5 protein-coding genes are annotated in these 7,537 nt (G+C 76.9%); 3 read left to right on the forward strand and 2 right to left on the reverse strand.

What is annotated here, in order from left to right; all coding sequences use genetic code 11:
- Nucleotides 1-138 precede the first annotated feature (138 nt).
- On the reverse strand, nucleotides 139-2,130 hold the full coding sequence (locus ACFWU6_RS33285; RefSeq protein ID WP_383985176.1) for a helix-turn-helix domain-containing protein: 1,992 nt from the start codon (nucleotides 2,128-2,130) through the stop codon (nucleotides 139-141).
- Nucleotides 2,131-2,249: 119 nt separating this feature from the next.
- Here ACFWU6_RS33285 and ACFWU6_RS33290 point away from each other — a divergent pair, with 119 nt between their 5' ends.
- A complete protein-coding gene (locus ACFWU6_RS33290) occupies nucleotides 2,250-4,247 on the forward strand; it encodes a DUF6350 family protein (protein WP_383985179.1) in 1,998 nt (665 codons plus the stop codon).
- Between the two features lie 15 nt (nucleotides 4,248-4,262).
- Here ACFWU6_RS33290 and ACFWU6_RS33295 read toward each other — a convergent pair whose 3' ends face one another.
- Nucleotides 4,263-4,901, reverse strand: coding sequence for a hypothetical protein (locus ACFWU6_RS33295; RefSeq protein ID WP_383813016.1), 639 nt, complete (start codon nucleotides 4,899-4,901; stop codon nucleotides 4,263-4,265).
- Between the two features lie 245 nt (nucleotides 4,902-5,146).
- Here ACFWU6_RS33295 and purN point away from each other — a divergent pair, with 245 nt between their 5' ends.
- Complete coding sequence (gene purN, locus ACFWU6_RS33300) at nucleotides 5,147-5,770, forward strand: phosphoribosylglycinamide formyltransferase (protein WP_383985182.1); 624 nt, start codon at nucleotides 5,147-5,149, stop codon at nucleotides 5,768-5,770.
- A complete protein-coding gene (purH, locus tag ACFWU6_RS33305; protein ID WP_383985185.1) occupies nucleotides 5,767-7,350 on the forward strand; it encodes a bifunctional phosphoribosylaminoimidazolecarboxamide formyltransferase/IMP cyclohydrolase in 1,584 nt (527 codons plus the stop codon). Before purN ends, purH begins: the two co-directional genes overlap by 4 nt.
- The last annotated feature ends 187 nt before the right edge of the window (nucleotides 7,351-7,537 follow it).

The raw sequence follows: 7,537 nt of genomic DNA on the forward strand, positions 1-7,537 counted from the left end.
GGGCTCTCGCCCCCTGGGGGGGGGCCCCCCCCCCTCGGGGGGGGGGCCCACGCCCGTTGTGCGTCCGTCTCCGTGTCTCCGTGTCTCCGTGTCTCCGTGTGTCTGTGTGTCCGTGTCCGAGGCCCTGGCCGGCGCCGGTCAGTCCAGCCGGGGGGTGACGCGGCCGGGTCCGGCCGCCGGATCGGCGCGCAGCTTGTCCTGAAGCTCCCGGCTCTGCTCGGTGAGGCGCTGGGGGCCGCTGTGCGGGGGGACGCCCGAGACGTTGGCGCCGGGTGCGGGCGGGGGGTTGTAGCGGGTGGGGGCGGTGGCGGCGGTGTAGCTCGTCGCGACGGCGATGACCACGGTCAGGCCGAGGGCGGCGCGGGTCCACAGCCGGGCGCGGAGCTCGGCCGAGGCCCGGACGAGGGGGGCGGGGCGCGGTTCGAGCCGTACCGCCGGTCTCAGCGCGGTGAACCGTTCGCGCAGCAGCGCCGACTGCTTCTCGGGCGGTACGTCGGCCAGCTCGGGCAGGTGGTCGGCGAGGTCGGCGTGGGCGTTGAGGAGCCGTCCGCCGGCGGTGGGGGTGCTGGCCTCGGTCTCGGCGGCCGTGTCCGGGAGGTCGAGACCGACTCCGTCGTAGAGCACGACGGTGCGGCGGTGGGCGGCGGGCAGTGCGAGCACGGCGTCCAGGAGGATCCGGTCGGCGGGCTCGGCGGGCGGCTTGTCGGGGCGGCGGTGGGTCCGGCGGAGCCGGTGCCAGGGGGAGAGGGCGTACTCGTACGCGGCCGCCCGCACCCAGCCCACCGGGTCCGGATCGGTGGCCACCTCGGGCCAGCGTTCCCAGGCTCGGTGGAACGCCCGCTCCACGGCCTCCAGGGAGAGGGCGCGGCGGCCGGTGAGCAGGTAGGCCTGCCGGGCGAGGGCGGGAGCGGCGTGGGCGTAGAGGGCGTCGAAGGCCTGGGCGGGGGTGGGCCGGGCGGCAGCCCCGGTGGCGGGCTCGGTGTCGGTTCCCGTACCGGGGGTCCGGTCGCAGGGGCCGGAGGCGGTGTCCCCGCCGGGCTCCTGGGCGGCAGTCCGGGTCGCTCCGGCGGCCTCCGCGGTGCGGGTGGCGGCCGCTCCGGCGGTTTCGGGGGTTCCGGGGGCGGTCCCGCCGGCCAGGGCCGTGGCGGAGGCGGGCCTGCCCCCGGGGCCGGGCTGCCCGGCGGCGGGGGAGGATTTCGAGGCGCGCTTGGCCGCGGGCTTCGGCCGGCTGCCGGACCCTCCGGTGCCGGTGCCGGTGCCGGTGCCGGTGCCCGTGGCGGGGCTCGGTTTCGGCCCGCCGCTCGCGAAGGCGCGCAGGGCGCCGGCGGCCCGGAGCCCGAACCCGCCGGCGGGGGCCGGGTCTGCGGCAGGTGCGCCCCCGCCGGCCGGGGCCGGGTCGAGGTCCGGCCGTGGCTGCGAGGCGGAGTCCGAGGGGGCCGTCGGGGACTGCGGCGGGGGCTCCGTCTCCGCACCGGCCGCGCCCCCGGGCGCGGTGAACGCGGGCCGGTCGACGCCCCCGGCGGGCGCGGTGGCCCAGGGCTCCGTCCCGGCCGCCGCCGGGACCGGCCCTCGGTCCGGCCCCGCCCCCGCGCCCGCGTCCGCGGCGAGCTCGTTCCCGGGCGGGTCGGGGGCCGGCTCGGGGGGTTCCGCGTGCGGCCGCGCGCCGGGGGCGGGCCGGGCAGGCGGTTGCGCGGCGTGCCCCGCGCCCGCGTCCGCGGCGGGCTCGTTCCCGGGCGGGGTGGGGGCCGGCTCGGGGGTTGCGCCGGGGGCGGGTCCGGCCGGTGGCTGTCCAGGGTTCCGTGCGCCCGCCGGTCCCGCCGCGGGCTCGTTCCCGGGCGGGGCGGGGGGCCGCGCGGGGGGTTCGGCGTGGGGCCCGGGCGGGGCGGGGGCCGGCTCGGGGGGTTTCGCGTGCGGTGGGGTGGCGAGGCCGGCCAAGAGCTTCGCGTACGCCTCGCGCTTGCGGCCCCGGGGCTTGGAACGGCCCGTTTCCCAGGAGCGGAGCGTGCTCGGGGTGACGCCGACCGCGGCCGCGACCTCCTCGTGCGTCAGGGACGCCGCCTCGCGCAGTCTGCGGCGTTCCTTCGGGGACGGGAGGCTCAGCTCCGAGGTCGTATCGACGCTCTGTGTCATGCCACACTCCCCGCGACCCGGCAGTCCTGGGCAATAAAGTACATAAACGTATATTGGGCGACACCACGGTCATTCGCCTGTTACCCGCCCATAGCGCGTGTCGTTGGCACCATGGCGGGGTGACCCAAGTGACCGAACGCGGGACCCCGTTGTCCGCGACCCCCGCAACCGTCCGGCGGCGCCGTTCCCCGGCCGCCGCCGCCGCCTGCGTGGCGGGCGGCGCCGTCGCGGCCGGACTCGGGCTCGGCTTCCTCGCCGTGCTCGTCATCGTGCTGTGGATCAGCTCCCCCTATCCCGACAGCGGCCCCGGCGGAGCCCTGCACCTCGCCGCCGGGCTGTGGCTCCTGGCCCACGGGACGGAGCTGGTGCGCTACGAGACCCTGTCGGGGGTGCCCGCGCCCGTCGGCGTGACCCCCCTGCTGCTCGTCGCCCTGCCCGTCCTGCTCATGCGGCGCGCCGCACGGCTCGGGACCGCCGTCGAGGAGGAGGACGTCGAGGAGGTGCTGCCCGCCGGCGCCGTCTTCTCCGCCGTGCTCTGCGGCTACCTGGCGGTCGGGGCCCTCGCCACCGCGTACGCCGCCGGGGGCCCGATGCCCGCCGACCCGCTCAGCGCGGCCTGGCACGTGCCGCTCGTCGCCGTGCTCGCCGCGGCGGGCGGGGTGTGGGCGGCCCGCGGACGCCCCCTCGGCCCGTGGCCGCCCTGGCTGCCGCAGGGCGTGCGGAGGATGGCCGCGCGCCCCCGCTACGCCCTTGCGCTCCGGGCCGGTGCGGGTGGCGCCCTCGTGCTCCTGGGCGGTGGAGCGCTGCTCGTCGCCGCCTCGCTGGTGTGGCACGGCACGGAGGTCCAGGGGTCGTTCCTGTCCCTGACCGGGGTGTGGTCGGGCCGGTTCGCGGTCCTGCTGGTCGCGGTGGCGCTGATTCCGAACGCGATGGTGTGGGGGGCGTCCTACGGGCTCGGCCCCGGCTTCGCCCTCGGTACCGGCGCGGTCGCGACTCCGCTCGGCTTCACCGGATCGCCCGTGCTGCCCCGGTTCCCGCTGCTGGCGGCGCTGCCGCCGGAGGGCCCCGGGACCCCGCTGACCTGGGCCGCCCTCGGGGTGCCGGTGGTGGCCGGGCTCGCCGTGGGCTGGTTCGCCGTACGCCGGGCGCGCGACGTGTCGTACGGGGAGACCGCGCTCACGGCGGCCCTGGGCGCGCTCGTGTGCGGCGTGGCCATGGCCGCACTGGCGGCGGCGTCCGCGGGGCCCCTCGGCTCCGGGGTGCTGGCCGACGTCGGGCCGGTGTGGTGGGCGACGGGGGCTGCGGCCTTCGGCTGGACCTTGCTGCTGGCGGTGCCGGTCGCGGTGTCGGTGCACGCGTGGCGGACCCGGCCGGCCGGCGGGCTCTGCGACCTCGAGGCGGACGCCCCGGAGGACGACGGCTGGCACGACACCGGCGTACGGGAGGTCCGCTGGGCGGCGCTGCGCCGCGCGGCGGGCACCCTGGTCCCGGACTTCTCGTCGGCGTCGCCGGTCCCCGCCCCGGGGGAGGAGCCCGGGGAGCTTCCGGCGGCGGCGTCCAGGCCCCTGGCGGGCGGGACGGCGTCGGCGCCCCCGCCCGGCCCCCGGCCTGCGCCGCCGCAGGCGGAGGCCGGCGTCGAGGGGCCGGCACGGGCTCCGCGCCCGGGACGGCCGCTGCGGCCCGTTACGGTCGTACGGGGCCTCGGCCTCGGCCTCGACCTCCCGCCGATCCCGGGACCGGCCCCGGCGACACACCCGACCCCGCCACCCGCACCGACTCCGACCCCGGCCTCCGCCACGGCGCCGGCCCTGGCGCGCGCTTCGGCCCCGGCTCAGGCCTCGGGCACGGCCCCGGCCTCCGGCGCGGCTCCGGCCCCGGCTCCGGCCCCGGCTCCGGGACCCGCCTGGGCGCCCGCCCAGGCTCCGGCTCCGGCGCGCACCCGGGCATCAACCCCGGCTCCGGCCTCGACCCCCGCCCCGGCACCCGTATCGGCTCCGGCGCGCACCCGGGCACCCGAACCCGCACCCACCCGGCCACCCGCCCCCGCCGGGGCCCCGTCGCAGGTGCCCTCCGTGGCCGGTGCCCGTGTCATGGCCCGGCGGAGGCCGCCCGCCTGACCCCCGGGCGACTGCTTACTGACGGACCTTGAGGATGTCGCCGATGACGTTGTCCGGGAGCAGGTCGTTGCACTCCAGCTCGCCCGCCGACGTCAGGGCGTCGTCCCGGCAGACGTAGAAGTCCTTGTACGCGAGCTGGAGCGCGTACGAGCTCATGGCCAGCAGGATCGCCAGCGAGGCGGCGACCAGCCCGCTGACCGCGGCCGTCCGCTGGGGCCGGGCCGCGTCGCCCAGCGCCGCCAGCCCGCCCTGCGGGGCGGCGGCCGGCGTCGTGGCGGCGGAGCCGGCGGGCCGCTCGGCGCCCCCGGCCGCAGCGGCGACCGGCTTGCCGCGCAGCGCGGTGATCCCCCAGTACAGGGCGAGCGCCCCCAGCAGGAGCCCGACCGACGGGATCCCGAAGATGCCGAAGAAGAAGCCCCACATGCCGGCCAGCAGCGCGTAGCGGGCGCGGCGCTGGATCGGGTCCGTCGGGTCCCAGCGCGCCGGGCCGCCCCGTTTGGTCCCGTCCTTCGGGCGCTCACCCCGGGCGTCCCGGTCCCGGTCCTGGCCGTCGGCGCCGGGGCGCGGCTGCCACGGCTGGTCGGGCCGGCCTTCCGGGGGCGCCGCGAAGGGGTTGTCGTCGGTGGGGGGGTCGGGCTGGCGGCGGTCCGGCATCGGGTGTGTTTCTTCCCCTGTGTCAGGGACGTCGTGGCCGACGTCATCGCGAGGTGAGGCCTGTTTGCGGCTTGTATGCCAGACGCTACCCCTCGGCCGTCCCCCCGTCCCTCGGGGGCCGTCCGGTGTGCCGGTATCGTTGCAGGCGGTCCGCCGCTTCGTAGGGTCCCCCGTATACCGGCACCCCGAGGTTTCGTATGACCGCACAAAGACGAACACCGCATTCCACCGAGAAAGGGCCTCCCATGGCCGCCTCCCGCCTGGTCGTGCTGGTCTCCGGTTCCGGCACCAACCTCCAGGCCCTGCTCGACGCCATCGCCTCGCACCCCGGCGGACCCGAGAGCTTCGGCGCCGAGGTCGTCGCCGTGGGGGCCGACCGCGAGAACATCGTGGGCCTGGAGCGGGCCGAGAAGGCCGGGATCCCCACTTTCGTCTGCCCGGTGAAGGCCTACGGGAGCCGTGCGGAATGGGACGCCGCCCTGACCGCGGCCACGGACGCGCACGCCCCCGACCTGGTGGTCTCCGCCGGGTTCATGAAGATCGTGGGCAAGGCGTTCATCGACCGCTTCGGCGGCCGGTTCGTCAACACCCATCCCGCACTCCTCCCCGCCTTCCCCGGCGCGCACGGCGTACGGGACGCGCTCGCCTACGGGGTGAAGGTCACCGGCTGCACGGTCCACTTCGTGGACGGCGGCGTGGACACCGGTCCGATCATCGCCCAGGGTGTGGTCGAGGTCCGGGACGAGGAAGACGAAGCCGCTCTCCATGAGCGCATCAAGGAAGTCGAGCGCTCGCTGCTCGTCGACGTCGTGGGGCGCCTGGCCCGGCACGGCTACCGCATTGAGGGACGAAAGGTAACAATCCAGTGACCGCCGTAGAGAGCAACGACCCGACCACGACCCAGCGGCCGATCCGGCGTGCGCTCATCAGCGTCTACGACAAGACGGGACTGGAAGAGCTGGCCCGCGGCCTGCACGAGGCGGGCGTCGCGCTCGTCTCCACCGGCTCCACCGCCTCGAAGATCGCCGCCGCCGGGGTCCCCGTCACCAAGGTCGAGGAGCTCACCGGCTTCCCCGAGTGCCTGGACGGCCGGGTCAAGACGCTGCACCCGCGCGTGCACGCCGGCATCCTCGCCGACCTGCGCCTGGAGGACCACCGCAACCAGCTCGCCGAGCTGGGCGTCGAGCCCTTCGACCTGGTGGTCGTCAACCTCTACCCCTTCCTGGCCACCGTCCAGTCGGGTGCCACCCCCGACGAGTGTGTCGAGCAGATCGACATCGGCGGCCCCTCGATGGTCCGCGCCGCCGCCAAGAACCACCCCTCCGTCGCGGTCGTCACCAGCCCCGCCCGCTACGCCGACGTCCTCGACGCGGCGAAGAACGGCGGCTTCGACCTGACCTCCCGCAAGCGGCTCGCGGCCGAGGCCTTCCAGCACACCGCCGCCTACGACGTCGCGGTGGCCTCCTGGTTCACGAACGCGTACGCCCCGGAGCCGGAGGCCGTCCTGCCCGAGTTCCTGGCCGGCGCCTGGGAGCGCAAGTCGACCCTGCGCTACGGCGAGAACCCGCACCAGGCCGCCGCGCTGTACACGGACGGCCAGCCGGGCGGGCTCGCCAACGCCGAGCAGCTGCACGGCAAGGAGATGTCCTTCAACAACTACGTGGACACCGAGGCCGCCCGTCGCGCCGCCTACGACCACGAAGAGCCGTGCGTGGCGATCATCAAGCACGCCAACCCGTGCGGCATCGCGGTGGACAGCGACGTCGCCGCGGCCCACCGCAAGGCGCACGCCTGCGACCCGCTCTCGGCCTTCGGCGGCGTCATCGCCGTCAACCGCCCGGTGACCGTCGAGCTCGCCGAGCAGGTCGCCGAGATCTTCACCGAGGTCATCGCCGCCCCGGCGTACGAGGACGGCGCGGTCGAGATCCTGGCGAAGAAGAAGAACATCCGCGTCCTGAAGGTGGACGGCACCCCGCACCAGCCGGGCGACCTCAAGCCCGTCAGTGGCGGCGCGCTGCTCCAGCAGTCGGACCTCTTCCAGGCGGAGGGCGACGACCCGGCCAACTGGACCCTCGCCACCGGCGAGGCGCTGTCCGCCGAGGAACTCGCCGGGCTCGCCTTCGCGTGGAAGGCCTGCCGGGCCGTCAAGTCCAACGCCATCCTGCTCGCCAAGGACGGCGCCTCGGTCGGCGTCGGCATGGGCCAGGTCAACCGCGTCGACTCGGCGAAGCTCGCCGTCGAGCGGGCCGGCGCCGAGCGCGCGCAGGGCTCGTACGCCGCGTCCGACGCCTTCTTCCCCTTCCCGGACGGGCTGGAGATCCTCACGGCCGCCGGCATCAAGGCCGTCGTGCAGCCGGGTGGTTCGGTCCGCGACGAGCAGGTCGTCGAGGCCGCGAAGAAGGCCGGCGTGACCATGTACTTCACCGGGACCCGGCACTTCTTCCACTGACCGGTCCGCAGACGGCGAAGGCCGCGTCCCCCGCAGTGCGGGGGGCGGGGCGCGCGCCCTTGACCCGGCCCCAGGGGGCGGGGGGGGGGCCCCGGCCGGGGGGGGGCCGCCCCCCCCCACTTCCCCGGGGGGGGGCCCCCCCGCCGCCATGTCGTCGTACGGCGTCCTGGTCGTCCGGTACCGGGTG

The organism is Streptomyces sp. NPDC058674, assembly GCF_042716505.1.
Lineage (GTDB): Bacteria > Actinomycetota > Actinomycetes > Streptomycetales > Streptomycetaceae > Streptomyces.